The following is a 16,545-nucleotide window of genomic DNA, read 5'->3' on the forward strand; positions in this document are numbered from 1 at the left end:
GTGGCGCTGCGCTTACCGGGGCTACAACAGTACGCGTAGGCCGGGTAAGGCGTAGCCGCCACCCGGCTTTATTTTTCAGCGATTAAGCCACTCAGCAACCTCGCCGTACGTCCCGCGATAGACAATCTTCTCCGCCTTTTTCTCCAGCTGATAGCCGTACATCGGGTCGTAATAGTCCTTCAGCAGCGGCGCAAGCCAGCTGAAGTGCGCGTCCGTGCGGCCAGATCGTTGCTGTTCCAACAGCGCGGAATCTAACAGCGCGGTAAATTCCGCAAAGCGCTGCAGCCCCAGGCGGCGACGAATGGCGAACAGGCCGTGATGCAGGTACTCGCTGTATTCTTTCCAGCCTGCTTCCTCGCCGTAGGCAGCAGAAAAATCCGCCCACATATGGTCGAAATACTCTTCGCGCAGGCGTTCAAGACGGATCTCAAACGGATCCTCTACCACCACGATAGGGGCTTCAACCATGCGGTCGCGCAGGCAGGCCGGCAGGTGGTTAGAGCCAATCATCCGGCCTTCATCTTCCAGCACCCAGCGCGCGGAATCTTTTTTCAATAGCTCAACCGCAAGGTGATTTTCAAAGCTGGCCTGGGAAAGCTGCGGCGTCAGCGTGCGACCAAACGATGAACCGCGATGGTGCGCCAGTCCTTCCAGATCGATACCCTGTGCATGCTGCTTCACCAGCAGGGTTTTACCGTTCCCGGTACAGCCGCCAATAAGCACCATCGGCTTTTGCGACTGCTCAATGGTCACCTGAATTGCCGTCTGGCGCAGGGCCTTATAGCCACCGCGGATCAGCGGGTAGTCGATACCCGCCTCTTTCAGCCAGGCCTGCGAGATATGCGAGCGCTGGCCGCCGCGCGCGCAGCAGAGAAAGCCCGCAGGATGGGCAAGGCTGGCTTCGCGCCAGGCGTTGATGCGGGCCTCACGCGTGTCGCCGCTCACCAGGCGATGGCCGAGCGCCAGCGCGGCGTCTGGTCCCTGACGTTTATAACAGGTGCCGACGGCGGCGCGCTCGTCATCATTCATTAAAGGCAGGTTGACTGCCGCTGGCATCGCGCCCTGGGCAAATTCGATCGGCGCGCGAACGTCGATTAAAGGGGTATCGGACGCGAGGATCGCGCGATAGTCCGTTCCATCGTTCATGGTTATTCCAGAAGAAAGCTAAGCAGCAATGGGCGGGAATTGTACGCCGGGGAAAGAGGAGGTCAACTCCCCGGCGGAGGGATAACTATTTAAGCTTTGACTGTGCCCAGACAATACCGCTCGCGTATTCCGGCGGCAGGAGCGGGATCATGGCTTCCAGCGTGGCGCTCAGACGGCCCGTGTCGCTGTCGTTGAGGTTCAGGTGGCCAACCTTACGACCCGGACGAACCTCTTTGTCATACCAGTGCAGATGCACCAGCGGCAGCTTCAGCCAGTCGTAGTTCAGATCGGTTCCGATCAGGTTGATCATCACCGACGGGCTGTTCACCACCGGCTGCGGCAGCGGCAGGTCGGTAATTGCGCGCAGGTGCAGCTCGAACTGGCTGATGGAGGCGCCGTTTTGCGTCCAGTGGCCGCTGTTGTGCACGCGCGGTGCCAGCTCGTTGATCAGCAGACCAGACGGGGTGATAAAGCACTCCATCGCCATCACGCCCACGTACCCGAGCTCGTGCATGATGGCAGAGAGCATCTCTTCCGCCTGCGCCTGGTGGTCAGCATTGGCCTGCGGGAAGGCCACGCTGGTGCGTAGAATGCCGTCCTGATGGAGGTTATGCGTCAGCGGATAAAAGACGGTATGCCCGTCATGACCGCGCGCGCCAACCAGCGACACTTCACCGCTAAAGTTGATGCCCTGCTCAACAATGCACTCGCCGTAGCAATCATCCGGCAGCTCGGCGGTGTCGCCTGCGCGCAGGCGCCACTGGCCGCGGCCATCGTAGCCACCCACGCGACGCTTCACGATCGTCAGCTCGCCCAGCATGGCGAAGACGTCGTTCCACTCGCTTTTATCAGACAGGAGCTGCCACGGTGCGGTTGCGAGGCCCAGCTTGTCGAAAAGCTGCTTTTGCGTCAGACGGTCGGCAATGATCGGGAACACGTCGCGGTTAACGAAGGCGTTATGACGCGCCAGCTCGCGGGTCAGGGCGGTCTCCGGCCAGCGTTCGATCTCAGCGGTAATGACGCTCTGGTGGAACGGTACCGCTTCCGGCTCGGCGTCCAGGCCGACGGGCCAGACGGAAATCGCCAGCGGTTCGCCAGCCTGACGCAGCATGCGGCCTAGCTGGCCGTTACCGAGAACGCAAACCTGCTTCATGCGGCACCCCGCGGGTCTGGATTGTCCAGCACCTCGTCGGTCTGGGCTTTACGCCACGCCGCCAGACGCTGATGTAAGTCTTTATCGTGCGTCGCCAGGATCTGCGCGGCCAGCAGGGCGGCATTGGCGGCGCCCGCTTTACCAATCGCCAGCGTGCCGACGGGAATGCCACGCGGCATCTGAACGATGGAGTAGAGGCTGTCCACACCGCTTAACGCGGCGCTTTGTACCGGGACGCCCAGCACCGGCACCAGGGTTTTGGCGGCAATCATGCCCGGCAGATGTGCTGCGCCGCCCGCACCGGCAATGATCACCTCATAACCGTTCTCTTCGGCGATTTCGGCGAAGCTGAACAGTTTGTCCGGTGTACGGTGCGCGGAGACCACTTCAACGTGGTGCGGAACATTCAGGATGTCAAAGATTTCGGCGGCGAACTGCATGGTAGCCCAGTCGCTTTTGGACCCCATCACGATGGCGACACGCGCCGGATTATTGCGGGAAGACATGCGTCTTAAAACTCCTGTGGTGCGAAACACACTGCTTTCGAGGGCACAGAGAATAGCATGTTATACGGGCAAGGAAAACGGTTGCGCGGTTAAATCTTGAGCCGTTGTTGCCATCAATTCATAACAAAACAGACCGCATTCTGGCGGTCTGTTTTTGTCGAGGGGCAATCATTATTTCGTCAGTTCTGCGGTCATATACACGCGGTTGTCGACCTTCGCGCTGGTGATTTTGTAAGACGCGCCCTGTTCAGCAGCCTGTGCAGCGATTTTCGCTTCTGCGCGGTCAAGGGTAGAGGCGGTTGCACTCACGCTCTGCGCGAAAGAACCGAAAGAAACCAGGGAGAGAGCCGCAACTGCAACGAAAGTTTTGATGGATTTCATGGTCGTATTCCTTAAGTGTTTTGTCTGGGATAGGGCATGTTGCCCTGATGTGATAAATAATAGGCCGACCACGGGCTGATTAAAATCGAAACAATTTGCCAGTATTGTTCAAAAAAATAGAATGATATGAAGGGGGTTAAAACGGAAACGCGATCAGCTCCACACCCTCAGGCGTGACTTTGACCATGGAGCCTTCGGTGTGCCAGGCACCTAATACCACGCGGTGTGCGGGCTGGCCGTTGGCGATAAGGGAATGCACGTCAGGACGATGAGTATGACCGTGGATGAGCCACTGAACGTCATGCTTTTCCATCACCCGCACGACCGCCTGTGGATTGACGTCCATGATGGTCATGGATTTGCTGCTGTTGGCAGCTTTACTGCCTGCGCGCATTCTGGCGGCGATGCGGTTGCGGATAAACAGCGGCAGGGCAAGGAACACCTTCTGGATCCACGGGGTGTGGACTTTGGCGCGAAACGCCAGGTAGCCGGTATCGTCGGTGCAGAGCGTGTCGCCGTGCATGATCAGCACCTTGCGGCCGTAGAGGTCGAGCACCTGTTCTTCCGGCAGCAGCGTCATGCCGCTTTCATGGGCGTAGCGCTTACCGATCAGGAAATCACGGTTGCCGTGAATGAAGTAGCAGGGGACGCCCGAATCCACCAGCGCGTGAATGGCGGCGGCCATTTCACGGTGCAGCGGGTTAGGATCATCGTCGCCAATCCAGGCTTCAAAGAGGTCGCCCAGGATGTACAGCGCATCGGCGCTTTTCGCTTCACCGCGTAAAAAACGCAGAAAACCGGCGGTTATCGCCGGTTCTTCTGTTTGCAGATGAAGATCCGCAATAAAGAGTGTCGCCACCAATTACTCGCTGACGGTCACGCTTGTAATCACAACGTCTTCTTTTGGAACGTCCTGGTGCATACCGCTGCGGCCAGTAGAGACGGCTTTGATCTTGTCAACCACGTCCATACCTTCAACCACTTCTGCGAATACGCAGTAGCCCCAACCCTGCAGGCTTTCGCCGGAGAAGTTCAGGAAGTCGTTGTCCGCCACGTTAATGAAGAACTGTGCAGTAGCAGAGTGAGGCGCCTGAGTACGTGCCATCGCCAGCGTGCCGCGGGTGTTTTTCAGGCCGTTGTTCGCTTCGTTCTTGATCGGCTCTTTAGTGGCTTTCTGGTTCATGCCAGGTTCGAAACCGCCGCCCTGGATCATAAAACCGTTGATCACGCGGTGGAAAATGGTGTTGTTGTAGAAACCTTCGCGGCAGTAGTCCAGGAAGTTTTTAACTGTTTCAGGCGCTTTGTCATCAAAGGTTTTGATTACGATATCGCCATGATTAGTGTGGAAAGTAACCATTTTTGCATCCTGTTCCGTTATTGTGGTACGTCGACCCGCCTTCGGGTCATCTATAGGGGCTTGTTATAGCATAACCACAGGATGCGATCACCTTGCATTGTGTGCTGCTTCGGGTTTGAATTACGGGTAGAATAGCCGGTTTTCAACCACACACGTGTTTACATGGAATCTTCGATGTTAAAAATCTTTAATACAATGACGCGCCAAAAAGAGGAATTTAAACCTATCCATGCCGGGGAAGTCGGCATGTACGTGTGTGGTATTACGGTTTACGATCTCTGTCACATTGGCCATGGCCGTACCTTTGTCGCCTTCGACGTGGTGTCACGCTACCTGCGTTTTCTGGGGTACAACCTGAAATACGTGCGCAACATCACCGACATCGACGATAAGATCATCAAGCGCGCGAATGAAAATGGCGAAAGCTTTGTCGCGCTGGTGGATCGCATGATCGCTGAGATGCACAAAGACTTCGACGCCCTGAATATTCTGCGTCCGGACAGCGAGCCGCGCGCGACCCACCATATTCACGAAATCATCGAGATCACCGAAAAGCTGATCGCCCGCGGTCATGCGTATGTTGCCGACAACGGCGACGTGATGTTCTCCGTGCCGACGGACCCAACCTACGGTGCGCTTTCCCGTCAGGATCTGGATCAGCTCCAGGCCGGTGCCCGTGTCGACGTGGTTGACGTCAAGCGTAACCCGATGGACTTCGTGCTGTGGAAGATGTCCAAAGAGGGTGAGCCAAGCTGGCCATCCCCGTGGGGCGAAGGCCGTCCGGGCTGGCACATTGAATGTTCTGCGATGAACTGCAAGCAGCTGGGCAAACACTTCGACATTCACGGCGGCGGCTCAGATCTGATGTTCCCGCACCACGAAAACGAAATCGCGCAGTCCACCTGCGCCCACGGCGGCGAGTATGTGAACTACTGGATGCACTCCGGGATGGTAATGGTTGACCGCGAGAAGATGTCGAAATCGCTGGGTAACTTCTTTACCGTGCGCGATGTGCTGAAATACTACGACGCGGAAACCGTGCGCTACTTCCTGATGTCCGGCCACTATCGCAGCCAGCTGAACTACAGCGAAGAAAACCTGAAACAGGCGCGCTCGGCGCTGGAGCGTCTCTACACCGCGCTGCGCGGTACCGACAGGTCTGTTCCGGCGGCAGGTGGCGAAGCGTTCGAAGCGCGCTTTATTGAGGTGATGAACGACGACTTCAACACCCCGGAAGCCTACTCCGTGCTGTTCGACATGGCGCGCGAAGTGAACCGCCTGAAGTCAGAAGATATGACCGCGGCGAATGCGCTGGCGTCCCATCTGCGTAAGCTCTCTGCCGTGCTTGGCCTGCTGGAGCAGGAGCCGGACGCGTTCCTGCAGAGCGGTGCGCAGGCGGACGACGGCGAAGTGGCGGAGATTGAAGCGTTGATCAAGGCGCGTCTGGAAGCGCGTCAGGCGAAAGACTGGGCGGCGGCAGATGCGGCGCGTAACCGTCTGACCGAGATGGGTATTATTCTGGAAGACGGCCCGCAGGGCACCACCTGGCGCCGTAAGTAAGTCTGTAACGCCCGGTGGCGCTCACGCTTGCCGGGCCTACAGGCAAAAGTAGGTCGGGTAAGGCGCAGCCGCCACCCGGCTTTTTTTTTTACCTTCTTTTCCACCACAACATTCCCATCAGCACGACCCCCGGCAGCCACACCCAAAGCAGTTCTGAAATAATCACCTGATGCCCGTACGGTGTGGTATAGCGTGAGAGCGCAAACGGCGCGACCTTAATCACCTGCCACGGCGCAAAGAAGCGTTCATCCGACCACGGCCACAGCCAGCCGACGCCTTTCCCGCCTGTGGTAATCGAATCCAGCAGGCTGTGCGACAGCAGTGACACGGTTAAAAACAGCCAGCATCGCATCAGGCTGGCCCTGAACCATCGTCGTCCAGTCAGTACGCAAAGTATCGGCACCACGAAGGCAAACAGCAGGGAGTGGGTAAAGCCGCGATGGCCGAAAACGTTGCCATACGCGACGCCGAACTTAAACGCCAGCACGTCGGCGTCCGGCAGCATGGCGAGAACAATCCCGGCAAACAGCAGACGGGGTGGGATAACTTTTGTCCCCAGGCCTAATCCCAGGCAAAGCGGAACAGCAGCGTGTGTAATGACGGTAGGCATTGTGATTATCCATGGCAAATCATGGAAATATAGCAGTCATTCCGCGCTAAAAAACCTGTGCGAAATTCTGATTTTACGCCGACTCGCGTGCGATAAGCTGCCCGGAAAGCGTAATGCGCTGGGTTTGCAGCGTCGGCTCCTTCAGCGTGCGAATAATCAGCCCGGCCGCCTGACGCCCCGTCTCTTCGCTGGCGGACGAAACGTAGGTAAACGAGGGCGAGGTGAGGTTAACGTGGAGCATATCTTCGAAACCGACCAGGGCGACCTGCTGCGTCAGAAACACATCTTTACCCACCGTACGCCCGACCTGATGAATACCGGAGATGGAGCCGATCATGGCATCCGGCGAGTGGCAGAGCAGGGCGGTGATGGTATTGTTTTTTTCCAGCAACTGGCGGGTCGCGAAACCGGCTGCCAGCGTGTCATCGCTGCAGGCCGGAGAGTATTCATCGCGCCAGACCAGCCCGTTTTGCGCCATCGCGCTGCGAAAACCGAGCAGGCGCTGTTCGCGGATAAGGCAGCCTTCGCGTCCGCCAATATAGGCGATATTACGATGACCGCGTTCGATAAGATAACGCACCGCCAGACTGGCCGCCTGTCGGTTATCGCGCATCACCAGATTGCATTTTTCATCCAGCAGCGACTGCGAGACCACCACCAGCGGCAGAGGGCAGTGGCGAATCTTTTCCGGGAGGGTGGCGGTGCGGGTATCCGAGGCCAGATAGATCACCCCTGCGACGCCCTGCTGCTTAAACGACAGCAGGCAGCGCTCAAGATGGTCATGGTCGTTCTGGGGCTGACCGAGAAAAACCATATACCCCTGTTTTTCAAGATCCTGAACGATGCTCGCCATCACCTTGATGGAGAAACTGTCGCTAAAGTCACGGAGGATCAGGCCAATCAGGTTGGAGGTATTGGCGCGAAGGTTGGCAGCGGCAACGTTATGAACATAGCCCAGGGTATTGATGGCAGCGTTGACCTTCTCGATCGTTGCCTCTGAGATTTTCCCTTTCTGGCGCAGCACCAGCGAGACGGTGGAAACCGACACGCCCGCGTGCTTCGCGACATCAATAATGCTGACTTTCTTCAAAACCGCTCCCTGAAATTTACCGATTATCAGCCAGATAAAACACGTCTCCCAGCGTACAGGAGACGTGTCGTTCAGGCATCTTATTATTTGCCGATCATGGTGGACATGGTCTGGGCGATAAACTGTGCTCTGGCACCGAAAATCACCTGAATACCGTTGTCGCCGACAAACACCACGCCGCGCGCGCCGAGCCCGTTCAGGCCGTCTTTATCCACCGCCTCGCTTTTTGTGACTTCCAGGCGAAGACGAGTGATACAGGCGCCGACGGAGTCGATGTTATGCGCGCCGCCCAGCAGGGTGATGATCTCGGTCGCGAGTTCGGAATCCGATTTCTCATCCGCGTTAGCGGTTACTTCAGTGCGGCCCGGCGTTTTCACGTCGAAACGACGGATCACAAAGCGGAACGTGAAGTAATAAATCAGGCCCATTGGAATGCCGATGATAATGGCGCTCAGGAAGTGGGTCTGGTAGCCGTTAAACGACGGCAGGATCCCGAATGACAGATAGTCGATAAAGCCCGCAGAGAACGACTTGGCGATATGCGCATGCAGCAGGTACATGGTCATGTAGGCCAGGCCCGCCATGATGGCGTTAAAGACGTACAGAATCGGTGCCACGAAGATAAAGGTAAACTCAACCGGTTCGGTGATCCCCGTCAGGAAGCAGGTGAGCGCCGCAGAGAACAGAATACCGGCCGCGATTTTTTTATTCTTCGTATGGGCTTCGTGATACATCGCCAGGCACGCCGCAGGCAGCGCGAACAGCATCAGCGGGAATTCACCCTGCATGAACTTGCCGGCGTTCTGGTAGGTGTCGCTGCTGAAGGATTTCACCCCTTCTTCCAGCATCTTGAACCAGATGGTCTGGTCGCCGTGGATCACCTGGCCTGCCTGGGTGGTGTAATCCCCAAACGAATACCAGAACGACGGATACCAGATATGGTGCAGACCGAGCGGGATCAGCGCGCGTTCCACCAGACCGAAGATAAAGGTCGAGGCCGCCTGATTATCGCCGTTAACGACCACGGAGAGGGCGTCGATACCGGCCTGGATATGCTGCCAGACGTACGGCAGCAGCAGCCCCATCAGGAACGAGAGGAACGCCGTTGCAATCGCCACGAAGCGCTTGCCGGAGAAGAAGCCCAGGAATTCCGGAAGCTGCATGGTGTGGAAGCGGTTGTAGCACCAGGCCGCGAGAATACCGCAGATCAGGCCGCCAAAGACGCCCATCTGCAGCGTCGGAATGCCCACTACCATGGCGTATTTCCCGCCCTGGGAGGCCATTTCCGGCGTGATGCTCAGCACGGTGCTGATGGTGATATTGGTGACAAACACCGAGACCGCCGCGGACAGCGCCGCAATGCCGGATTCTGACGCCAGGCCCACGGCAGAACCAATGGCAAACAGCATCGGCAGGTTATCAAAAATAACCCCGCCCGCGTTCATCATCAGCGGCAGATGGAACTTATCGCCGAAGGCCAGCAGCAGGCCCGCAGCGGGAAGCAGTGAAATTGGCAGCATTAAGGCGCGACCAATCATCGATAACTTAGACAGCGATTTAACAAACCCTGATATCAGACTCATGCTGATTTCCCCCGAGTAGCGCTTTTTTGGCGCTGTTATTGTAAGTAGAACGTTTTAGTAGAACGTTCTACTTATCGTGGGCAAAGAGTGAAAAACGCGCAACTGAATTTTCACTTTTCAACAGATGAAATAGTGATTATTTGAAGTTGATCGATAAATAACCGTGATGGGTGTGAGGGGATGATGAGAGACATTGCCGGGTGGTGGCTTCGCCTTACCCGGCCTGGAAACGGCGTTCGGACTGTACCCTCTCCCCGTTGGGGAGAGGGGTAGGGTGAGGGGGCTCAGGCCGTAACGGTTACGCTCTGGCCTTCAAAGCTCACGGTCTGCCCCGCGACAATCTTGCAGCGCTTGCGGGTTTCCACCACGCCGTCGACTTTTACCTGCCCGTCGGCGATGACGATTTTCGCCTGCGCACCGCTTTCGCTCCAGCCTTCCAGCTTGAGCAGATCGCACAGCTCAACGTGCGGGTGTTTGCCTAATGAAAATGTGGCCATCTTACGCGTCCTCTACGTCGTGATATTCTTCGCATGCCTGCAGGGTATTCTGAATCAGCGTTGCGACGGTCATCGGGCCTACGCCGCCCGGTACTGGGGTAATGTAAGAGGCACGCGCGGCGGCATCTTCATACACCACGTCGCCGACCACTTTGCCGTTTTCCAGACGGTTAATCCCGACGTCCACGACAATCGCACCCTCTTTAATCCACTCGCCTGGAATAAAGCCCGGCTTACCGACCGCGACGATCAGCAGATCGGCGTTCTCAACGTGGTGGCGCAGGTTTTTGGTGAAGCGGTGGGTAACGGTGGTGGTGCAGCCGGCCAGCAGCAGCTCCATGCTCATCGGACGGCCCACGATGTTGGACGCGCCAATGACCACGGCGTTCAGGCCGTAAGTATCGATGTTATAACGCTCCAGCAGCGTCACAATACCGCGCGGCGTGCATGGACGCAGACGCGGCGCGCGCTGGCACAGGCGGCCCACGTTGTACGGATGGAAACCGTCCACGTCTTTATCCGGTGCGATACGCTCCAGCACCTTCACGTTGTCGATACCGGCAGGCAGCGGCAGTTGAACCAGAATACCGTCGATCTCTTTATCGGCATTCAGAGTGTCAATAAGTTCCAGCAGTTCTGCTTCGCTGGTGGTTTCCGGCAAATCGTAAGAGCGGGAGACGAAGCCGACCTCTTCACACGCTTTGCGCTTGCTGCCGACATAAATCTGCGATGCCGGGTTACTGCCAACCAGCACAACGGCCAGCCCGGGGGCGCGTTTTCCGGCCGCTTTACGCGCCTTCACTTTTTCCGCGACCTCAGAGCGCACCTGCTGCGCAATCGTTTTACCGTCAATAATCTTTGCTGCCATCAGAGAGAAGATTCCGTCTGTAACGTTCGAAAAGGGGGATGCGTGTATTTTGTCAGAAGCGAGCCTCGCTGTCAGTCACCCTTTGCGCGTTTTTATCAGCAAGCCGCAAAAACCCTTCTTAAGGGATGGTCAATTTCTTAGGCGGGATTAGGATGTGACCTGGCGAAATGGCAGCGTTTTGACATATTTAAAAATCGCCTCCTGAGCTACTTTGTCTCCTCCGAAATAAGCTTTCAATTCATCAATTGAACGTATTTCTTATTCCCGATTATTCGCGGGAAGGGTTATTTACATTTTAAAGGAATAGACATGAAACTCAGCAACATTGCTTCTACTGTTATTGCAACTTTGGCCCTGGTTGCGGGTGCCGCAAATGCAGCAGATCCTGCTGCCCCGGTTTCCGTAAATGGCGGTACCGTACATTTTAAAGGTGAGCTGGTTAATGCGGCTTGTTCAGTCAATACTGATTCTTCCGAGCAGACCGTTAATCTGGGTCAGTATCGCACCGCGAAATTCACCAAAGTGGGCGACACCACCTCTAATATTCCGTTCAACATTGAACTGAACGATTGCGATCCGCTGGTCGCCAAAACCGCAGCCGTTGCGTTCACCGGTCAGATCGACCCAACCGACAAAACCCTGCTGGCCGTCACCTCCGGCAGCAACGACAACACCGCGAAAGGCGTGGGTATCGAGATCCTCGACAGCAAATCCAGCGTTCTGACCCCAGACGGTGCGACCTTCTCTGCTGCGCAGACGCTGATCGAAGGGACAAACACCCTGAAGTTCACCGCGCGTTATAAATCAACGGCTGCGACTACCGAGCCAGGCCAGGCGAACGCCGATGCCACCTTCGTAATGAAATACGAATAATTCCTCCGCACAGGGATGTTCAGGCCTCAGGGACGAGGCCCGTCATACGCTATTGCCAGGAACGAAGGATGACAAGGACAGGAACACTACTGCTGTTAACCCTTGCGATGGCTTGCCCGGCATCGGCGCATACCGTGGTGATCGAAGGCGGCAAGGTTCATCTCCGGGGTGAACTGGTGAACGGCGGCTGCGCCGTGGCGCCCGACAGCCAGAATATGCGCATCGATATGGGGCAGTACCGAACCAACTCATTTTCCGGCGTGGGCAGTTTTTCCACGGTGAATGTGCCGTTCACCGTGCGGTTGCTGGACTGCAGCGTTGATGTTTCGCGCACCGTGGGGATCCAGTTTCAGGGCGTCACACCCGCAGAGGATCCGCAGGTCTTTCTGGCGACATCGCGGCCAGGGGAAACGCCTGTCAGCAGCGGCGTCGGGCTGGCGCTCTTTGACGAACAGCAACGTCAGATTATCCCGAATGCCACGGCCGTCAGCTGGCTGCCGATCGATACCCGCGAGCTGGCGTTCCATTTTAGCGCCCGCTATCGGGCTATTTCCGAACACCTCGAGCCAGGCAAAATTCAGTCGGATGTCTGGTTTACGTTGATTTATCCATAACACCTGCGAACACATTATTAAAGGTACGGTTGTGATGAATACCCTAATTAAACCAGGACTTTTTTTATCGTTTATTTTAATGATGGTTTCTGCATGCGCGAATGCATCCGGCGGTATTGCGCTGGGAGCCACCCGCGTTATTTATCCCGCAGAGGCGAAGCAAACGTCGCTGGCAATCACCAACAGCAATAAACAGGAACGCTATTTAATTAACGCGTGGATTGAAAATGCAAACGGGCAAAAAGAAAAAACGTTTGCCGTCACGCCGCCCCTGTTTGTTAGCGAGCCGGACAGTGAAAACACGCTGCGCATTATTTACGCCGGTCCTGCGCTGCCTGCCGACCGTGAATCGCTGTTTTACATGAACGTGAAAGCGATCCCGTCAGTGAACAAAGCCAAAACGGAAAACAATAACGTGCTGCAGCTGGCTATCCTCTCGCGCATCAAGCTGTTTGTGCGACCGAACAACCTGGCGATGCAGCCAGAAGAGGCGCTTTCCCAGCTGCGGTTTGAGCGCGCCGGCAACCATCTCAAAGTCAGCAACGCATCCCCGTATTACATCACCCTCGTCAATCTTAAGCTGGGCGGTCAGACGCTGGATAACCTGATGGTTGCGCCGAAAAGCGCGGCTCAGCAGGTACTGCCAGCCGGTGCCAGCGGCACGCTCTCCTGGCAGAGCGTGAATGACTACGGTGCCATCACGCCGGCGCGTAGCGTCAACCTGTGAGCAGAGTCAGGGCGATGAAAAACCACCAGAGACGTTACTGCCCGGTTGCGCTGGCGCTGATGGCTGCGCTCTGGCCACAGGCTGGCTGGAGCGAAAGCTATTTCAACCCGGCCTTTTTGTCCGACGACACCGCCAGCGTGGCGGATTTGTCGCGTTTTGAACAAGGGCACCAGCAGGCACCCGGCGTTTATCGCGTGGATATCTGGCGTAACGATGAATTTATCGGAACTCAGGACGTGCGTTTTGAGCAGGCTGAGAACACGCCGCCGGTGGCGGGCGGGTTATCGCCGTGTATTACGCGGGCGATGCTCGACCGCTTTGGCGTCAACGTTGTGGCGTTTCCCGAGCTGGCTAAAGTCCAGGGTGAGGCGTGCGTCCCGTTGACCACGGCCATTCCCGGTAGCGAAACGGTATTCAACTTTGCCTCACAGCGCCTGAACGTCAGCCTGCCGCAGGTGGCATTGCAGAACAGCGCCCGGGGCTACATTCCGCCTGAACAGTGGGATGAGGGCATTCCCGCCGCGCTGCTGAACTACAGTTTCTCCGGCAACCGGGGAAGCGAAGACGACAGCTATTATCTCAACCTGCAAAGCGGGCTGAACTATGGCGCCTGGCGCTTGCGTAACAACGGCGCATGGCGATACACGCAGACCAACGGGCAGCGACACAGCGAGTGGCAGAATATTGGCACCTGGGCGCAGCGCACCGTGATCCCGCTGAAAAGCGAACTGGTCCTGGGCGACAGCAATACCGGCAATGACGTCTTCGACAGCATGGGGTTCCGCGGCGGACGGCTCTTCTCGTCTGACAGCATGTACCCGGACAGCCTGCAGGGCTACGCGCCCACCGTGCGCGGGATCGCCCGTACGCCCGCCAAAGTGGTGGTCCGTCAGAATGGCTACGTGATCTATCAAAGCTATGTGCAGCCGGGCGCCTTTGCGATTACCGATCTCAACCCCACCTCTTCAAGCGGTGACCTGGAAGTGACGGTGGAAGAGAAAGACGGTACCCAGCAGCGCTATACCGTGCCGTACTCCACCGTGCCGCTTCTGCAGCGTGAAGGGCGCTGGAAGTATGACCTCGTCGCGGGGGATTACCGCAGCGGTAACAGCGATCAGGACACGCCGTTCTTCACCCAGGGCACCCTGATTACCGGACTTGCCAACGGCTTTACGCTCTACGGCGGAACGCAGCTGGCCTCACGCTATACCGCGGTCGCCGTCGGGGCCGGAAAAAACCTGGGCGACTGGGGCGCGGTTTCGCTCGATATCACCCACGCCCGCAGCCAGCTCGCGGACGACAGCAAGCATGAAGGACAGTCCCTGCGCTTCCTCTATGCGAAATCCCTTAACGGTTTCGGCACCAACTTCCAGCTGCTGGGCTACCGCTACTCCACAAAAGGATTTTACACCCTGGACGATGTCGCCTGGCGCTCAATGGAAGGCTATCAGTATGCCGACAGCCAGGATAATGACGGTGTGCCGGACGTGCAGAGTTATCACAACCTGACGTGGAATAAAAAAGGCCGCTTCCAGCTCAACGTATCTCAGTCTCTGGGGGACTACGGCTCGGTCTATATCTCCGGCAGCGAGCAGACCTACTGGGGAACCGACGAGTCGAACCTCTGGTACCAGCTGGGCTACGCGGGGGGCGTGAAGGGGATCAACTACTCCGTTTCGTGGTCGTGGAACAAATCCGTCGGGATCGACGGCACCGACCGGATCGCGTCGTTTAACGTCTCCGTGCCGTTCAGTATCTTTACTCGCCAGGGCTATCGCCGGGACAGCGCGATTGACCGCGCCTATGCCACGGCATCCGCCAGCCGGAACAGCGATGGCGACACGAGCTGGCAAACCGGCGTCAGCGGCACGCTGCTGGAGGACCGCAACCTGAACTACAGCGTGACCCAGGGACACACCAGCACCAACGGCGCAAGCGGAAGCGCCAGCGCCAACTGGCAGGCGACCTACGGCACGTTGGGCGTGGGCTACAACTACAGCGACGATCAGCACGATCTTAACTGGCAGCTCTCCGGCCGGGTCGTCGGTCATGCCGACGGCGTGACCTTCAGCCAGCCGCTGGGCGACACCAACGTGCTGATCAAAGCTCCGGGGGCATCCGGCGTCAGCGTGGAAAACCAGACCGGCGTGAAAACCGACTGGCGAGGCTACGCGGTAATGCCGTATGCCACCGTCTACCGCTATAACCGCGTGGCGCTGGATACCAACACCATGAGCAACAACACCGACATCGAAAACAACGTGAGCAGCGTGGTGCCGACCAAAGGCGCGCTGGTGCGCGCCAGCTTTGATACCCGCATTGGCGTGCGCGCCCTGCTGACGGTGATGCGCGGTAACCAGCCCGTGCCGTTCGGCGCGGTGGTCCGTGAGACCCGGAGCGGTGTCACCAGCATGGTGGGGGATGACGGGCAAATTTACCTGAGCGGGCTGCCGCTGGAAGGCGAACTGCTGATCCAGTGGGGCGACGGGGCGCAGTCCCAGTGTCGCGCGCCTTACAGCTTGCCTGAAAAGAGCCTGCAACAGGCAATCACACTGAAGGGGATTCGCTGTGAATAAAACCCACATCTTTGCCTTGTCGCTTCTGGCGTTACTGCCTGCGACAAACGCATTCGCTACCGTGTGCGTCAATGAAAAGGGCGTGCCGACGGAGGTGCATTACGACCTGACGGATAAATTCAATAGCTCGAATAACCAGATTGGACAGGTCGTGACGCTCAGCGAGAAGTCGCAGTGGGTAGGGGTGAATGCCGTCTGCCCGAAGGGCACCGTCGGGAATACCACCAAGCGTAGCTATGTGACCGACTACCCGGTAACGGGCACGAGCGATGGCTATCAGTATCTGAAGCTTAACGACTATCTGGACGGGGCCATGAAAATCACGGACAGCTATGCTGGCGTGTTTTATCCGCCCAAAAACTATATCCAGATGGGGAGCCACCCTAACGTCTCGAAAAACAAACCGTTTGGCGTGCAGGACTCCAGCCTTGTCTTCCGCCTTAAGGTGACCCGGCGTTTTATTAACATGGTCGTGATCCCGCGCGCCACCATGTTCCGCGTTTACGTCACCACCACCTCTTCCGATCCGCTCACCACGCCGGTCTATACCATCAGCTACAGCGGTACCATCCAGGTGCCGCAAAGCTGCGCCATCAATGCCGGTAACGTGGTGGAGTTTGATTTCGGTGACATTGGCGCCTCCCTGTTCAGCAAGGCGGGTGTAGGTAACAAACCGGAGGGCGTCTCATCGCAAAGCAAAACCATTGCGATCAAATGCACCAACGTGGAGGCGAACGCCATGCTGACGATGCGCGTTGAGGCGGAAAAAGTCTCTGATAATGTGCTGGTGTCGGATAACCCGGACGTCGGATTTATCATCGCTAACGAGAGCGGGGCGCCGCTGATGCCTAACAACCTGACAAGCAAAATTCCGTTCCGCCTTGACGATAGCGCGCAGGCACAGGTAGGGATCCGGGTCTGGCCGGTGAGTGTGACGGGCAATAAGCCAGCGGAAGGGCGTTTTACCTCGCGCGGGTATCTGCGTGTGGATTACGACTAAGGAG

Annotated in this window: 17 protein-coding genes; 6 read left to right on the top strand and 11 right to left on the bottom strand. The window is 57.3% G+C overall.

All coding sequences use genetic code 11. From position 1 onward, the window contains the following. Positions 1 to 75: 75 nt before the first annotated feature. From mnmH to ppiB, 6 genes are all read right to left on the bottom strand, one after another. Entirely contained in the window at positions 76 to 1,146 is a 1,071-nt protein-coding gene (mnmH, locus tag ABFV38_RS05255) for a tRNA 2-selenouridine(34) synthase MnmH (protein ID WP_348958708.1), read from the bottom strand. An 85-nt stretch (positions 1,147 to 1,231) separates the two neighbouring features. Beyond that, positions 1,232 to 2,299 carry a 5-(carboxyamino)imidazole ribonucleotide synthase gene (gene purK, locus ABFV38_RS05260; protein ID WP_348958710.1) on the bottom strand — a complete coding sequence of 356 codons (1,068 nt, stop codon included), beginning with the start codon at positions 2,297 to 2,299 and terminating at the stop codon, positions 1,232 to 1,234. Then, positions 2,296 to 2,805 carry a 5-(carboxyamino)imidazole ribonucleotide mutase gene (gene purE / locus ABFV38_RS05265; RefSeq protein ID WP_348958712.1) on the bottom strand — a complete coding sequence of 170 codons (510 nt, stop codon included), beginning with the start codon at positions 2,803 to 2,805 and terminating at the stop codon, positions 2,296 to 2,298. The genes purK and purE overlap by 4 nt, the downstream gene beginning before the upstream one ends. 171 nt (positions 2,806 to 2,976) lie before the next feature. Beyond that, positions 2,977 to 3,186, bottom strand: a complete 210-nt coding sequence (locus tag ABFV38_RS05270; RefSeq protein WP_008499325.1) for a YdgH/BhsA/McbA-like domain containing protein — start codon at positions 3,184 to 3,186, stop codon at positions 2,977 to 2,979. 136 nt (positions 3,187 to 3,322) lie between these two features. Further along, positions 3,323 to 4,045 carry a UDP-2,3-diacylglucosamine diphosphatase gene (lpxH, locus tag ABFV38_RS05275; protein WP_348958714.1) on the bottom strand — a complete coding sequence of 241 codons (723 nt, stop codon included), beginning with the start codon at positions 4,043 to 4,045 and terminating at the stop codon, positions 3,323 to 3,325. Positions 4,046 to 4,048: 3 nt separating this feature from the next. Next, positions 4,049 to 4,543 carry a peptidylprolyl isomerase B gene (gene ppiB / locus ABFV38_RS05280; RefSeq protein WP_008499327.1) on the bottom strand — a complete coding sequence of 165 codons (495 nt, stop codon included), beginning with the start codon at positions 4,541 to 4,543 and terminating at the stop codon, positions 4,049 to 4,051. A 174-nt stretch (positions 4,544 to 4,717) separates the two neighbouring features. Between ppiB and cysS the strand changes: the two genes are divergently transcribed. After that, positions 4,718 to 6,103, top strand: coding sequence for a cysteine--tRNA ligase (gene cysS / locus ABFV38_RS05285; RefSeq protein ID WP_348958716.1), 1,386 nt, complete (start codon positions 4,718 to 4,720; stop codon positions 6,101 to 6,103). 88 nt (positions 6,104 to 6,191) lie between these two features. Here cysS and ABFV38_RS05290 read toward each other — a convergent pair whose 3' ends face one another. The 5 genes from ABFV38_RS05290 to folD form a co-directional block, all read right to left on the bottom strand. After that, positions 6,192 to 6,713, bottom strand: a complete 522-nt coding sequence (locus tag ABFV38_RS05290) for a metal-dependent hydrolase (protein WP_348958718.1) — start codon at positions 6,711 to 6,713, stop codon at positions 6,192 to 6,194. Between the two features lie 73 nt (positions 6,714 to 6,786). Beyond that, positions 6,787 to 7,803 (bottom strand): Mal regulon transcriptional regulator MalI, encoded by a 1,017-nt coding sequence (gene malI, locus ABFV38_RS05295; protein ID WP_045909727.1) that lies wholly within the window; start codon positions 7,801 to 7,803, stop codon positions 6,787 to 6,789. 83 nt (positions 7,804 to 7,886) lie between these two features. Continuing rightward, entirely contained in the window at positions 7,887 to 9,386 is a 1,500-nt protein-coding gene (locus tag ABFV38_RS05300) for a PTS transporter subunit EIIC (RefSeq protein WP_045909726.1), read from the bottom strand. Between the two features lie 284 nt (positions 9,387 to 9,670). Beyond that, a complete protein-coding gene (gene ybcJ / locus ABFV38_RS05305) occupies positions 9,671 to 9,883 on the bottom strand; it encodes a ribosome-associated protein YbcJ (RefSeq protein WP_028012224.1) in 213 nt (70 codons plus the stop codon). A gap of 1 nt (position 9,884) precedes the next feature. Further along, a complete protein-coding gene (gene folD, locus ABFV38_RS05310) occupies positions 9,885 to 10,751 on the bottom strand; it encodes a bifunctional methylenetetrahydrofolate dehydrogenase/methenyltetrahydrofolate cyclohydrolase FolD (RefSeq protein ID WP_008499332.1) in 867 nt (288 codons plus the stop codon). Positions 10,752 to 11,060: 309 nt separating this feature from the next. Here folD and fimA point away from each other — a divergent pair, with 309 nt between their 5' ends. From fimA to fimH, 5 genes are all read left to right on the top strand, one after another. Beyond that, positions 11,061 to 11,624 carry a type 1 fimbrial major subunit FimA gene (gene fimA, locus ABFV38_RS05315; RefSeq protein ID WP_008499333.1) on the top strand — a complete coding sequence of 188 codons (564 nt, stop codon included), beginning with the start codon at positions 11,061 to 11,063 and terminating at the stop codon, positions 11,622 to 11,624. Between the two features lie 68 nt (positions 11,625 to 11,692). Then, positions 11,693 to 12,238: a type 1 fimbrial protein subunit FimI gene (gene fimI / locus ABFV38_RS05320; RefSeq protein WP_023310642.1), complete on the top strand. Its 546-nt coding sequence runs from the start codon at positions 11,693 to 11,695 to the stop codon at positions 12,236 to 12,238. A gap of 34 nt (positions 12,239 to 12,272) precedes the next feature. Beyond that, positions 12,273 to 12,965, top strand: coding sequence for a type 1 fimbria chaperone FimC (gene fimC / locus ABFV38_RS05325; RefSeq protein ID WP_048030144.1), 693 nt, complete (start codon positions 12,273 to 12,275; stop codon positions 12,963 to 12,965). Between the two features lie 14 nt (positions 12,966 to 12,979). Then, a complete protein-coding gene (locus tag ABFV38_RS05330) occupies positions 12,980 to 15,541 on the top strand; it encodes a fimbrial biogenesis usher protein (protein WP_348958721.1) in 2,562 nt (853 codons plus the stop codon). After that, entirely contained in the window at positions 15,534 to 16,541 is a 1,008-nt protein-coding gene (fimH, locus tag ABFV38_RS05335) for a type 1 fimbria D-mannose specific adhesin FimH (RefSeq protein WP_348958723.1), read from the top strand. Before ABFV38_RS05330 ends, fimH begins: the two co-directional genes overlap by 8 nt. Positions 16,542 to 16,545: the final 4 nt, after the last annotated feature.

Origin of the sequence: Enterobacter cloacae complex sp. Mu1197, assembly GCF_040059225.1 — a bacterium.
In the GTDB taxonomy this organism is placed as follows: domain Bacteria; phylum Pseudomonadota; class Gammaproteobacteria; order Enterobacterales; family Enterobacteriaceae; genus Enterobacter; species Enterobacter quasiroggenkampii.

Excerpts from the sequence above, each read along its gene's own strand:
- mnmH (WP_348958708.1), bottom strand. The coding sequence starts at position 1,146 with ATGAACGATGGAACGGACTATCGCGCGATCCTCGCGTCCGATACCCCT.
- purK (WP_348958710.1), bottom strand. The coding sequence starts at position 2,299 with ATGAAGCAGGTTTGCGTTCTCGGTAACGGCCAGCTAGGCCGCATGCTG.
- purE (WP_348958712.1), bottom strand. The coding sequence starts at position 2,805 with ATGTCTTCCCGCAATAATCCGGCGCGTGTCGCCATCGTGATGGGGTCC.
- ABFV38_RS05270 (WP_008499325.1), bottom strand. The coding sequence starts at position 3,186 with ATGAAATCCATCAAAACTTTCGTTGCAGTTGCGGCTCTCTCCCTGGTT.
- ppiB (WP_008499327.1), bottom strand. The coding sequence starts at position 4,543 with ATGGTTACTTTCCACACTAATCATGGCGATATCGTAATCAAAACCTTT.
- cysS (WP_348958716.1), top strand. The coding sequence starts at position 4,718 with ATGTTAAAAATCTTTAATACAATGACGCGCCAAAAAGAGGAATTTAAA.
- ABFV38_RS05290 (WP_348958718.1), bottom strand. The coding sequence starts at position 6,713 with ATGCCTACCGTCATTACACACGCTGCTGTTCCGCTTTGCCTGGGATTA.
- ABFV38_RS05300 (WP_045909726.1), bottom strand. The coding sequence starts at position 9,386 with ATGAGTCTGATATCAGGGTTTGTTAAATCGCTGTCTAAGTTATCGATG.
- ybcJ (WP_028012224.1), bottom strand. The coding sequence starts at position 9,883 with ATGGCCACATTTTCATTAGGCAAACACCCGCACGTTGAGCTGTGCGAT.
- folD (WP_008499332.1), bottom strand. The coding sequence starts at position 10,751 with ATGGCAGCAAAGATTATTGACGGTAAAACGATTGCGCAGCAGGTGCGC.
- fimA (WP_008499333.1), top strand. The coding sequence starts at position 11,061 with ATGAAACTCAGCAACATTGCTTCTACTGTTATTGCAACTTTGGCCCTG.
- fimI (WP_023310642.1), top strand. The coding sequence starts at position 11,693 with ATGACAAGGACAGGAACACTACTGCTGTTAACCCTTGCGATGGCTTGC.
- fimC (WP_048030144.1), top strand. The coding sequence starts at position 12,273 with ATGAATACCCTAATTAAACCAGGACTTTTTTTATCGTTTATTTTAATG.
- ABFV38_RS05330 (WP_348958721.1), top strand. The coding sequence starts at position 12,980 with ATGAAAAACCACCAGAGACGTTACTGCCCGGTTGCGCTGGCGCTGATG.